Source organism: Roseateles sp. P5_B10 (assembly GCF_056400485.1).
In genome coordinates this window covers 1-930 of sequence record NZ_JBFULE010001326.1, presented here as the reverse complement: position 1 = coordinate 930, position 930 = coordinate 1, and the positions used below count along the sequence as shown (strand labels likewise).

Annotated in this window: 2 protein-coding genes; both read left to right on the top strand. The window is 66.7% G+C overall.

From position 1 onward, the window contains the following. On the top strand, window positions 1–209 hold a 209-nt coding region (locus AC1DU6_RS33070; RefSeq protein WP_477862536.1), incomplete at its 5' end, for a glutamine amidotransferase-related protein. A gap of 3 nt (window positions 210–212) precedes the next feature. Then, window positions 213–930, top strand: a 718-nt coding sequence (kdsA, locus tag AC1DU6_RS33065) for a 3-deoxy-8-phosphooctulonate synthase (protein ID WP_477862534.1), incomplete at its 3' end; no start/stop codon positions are given.

Genomic DNA, 930 nt, shown 5'->3' with positions numbered 1-930 from the left:
ACCTCGACCGCCTGCAGAAGGCCGGCCTCGTCATCTCGGCCATCACCCAGCGCGAGAAGCTGACCGAGATGGTCGAGCTGCCGCGCGAGGTGCACCCCTGGTTCGTGGGCGTGCAGTTCCACCCCGAATTCAAGTCCACGCCCTGGGGCGGCCACCCGCTGTTCACGGCCTTCATCAAGGCTGCGCTGGAACACCATCAGAAGGCCTGACCTATGAAGCTCTGTGGATTCGATGTCGGCATCGACAAGCCTTTCTTCCTGATCGCCGGGACCTGCTCGATCGAGGGCCTGCAGATGTCGCTCGACGTCGCCGGCCTGTTGAAAGAGGCGTGCACGGCCCTCGGCATTCCGCTGATCTACAAGGGCTCGTTCGACAAGGCGAACCGGTCGTCCGGCACCACCAAGCGCGGTGTCGGCATGGAAGCCGGCCTGAAGATCCTCGACGAGGTRCGCCGCCAGACCGGCCTGCCGGTGCTGACCGACGTGCACGATGCCTCGCAGGTGGCCGAGGTCGCCAGCGTGGTGGACGTGTTGCAGACCCCGGCGTTCCTGTGCCGCCAGACGGATTTCATCCGCGCGGTCGCGCAAAGTGGCAAGCCGGTCAACATCAAGAAGGGCCAGTTCCTCGCGCCCTGGGACATGAAGAACGTCATCGACAAGGCCCGCGCCGCCGCGCGCGAGGTGGGCCTGTCCGAAGACCTCTTCCTCGCCTGCGAGCGCGGCGTCAGTTTTGGCTACAACAACCTGGTCGCCGACATGACCAGCCTGGCCGAAATGCGCAACACCGGCGCCCCCGTGGTCTTCGACGTCACCCACTCGGTGCAGAAGCCCGGTGGCCTGGGTGGCTCGAGCGGCGGCGCCCGCGAGATGGTGCCCGTGCTGGCCCGGGCTGGTGTGGGCGTCGGCGTGGCAGGGCTCTTCATGGAGACCC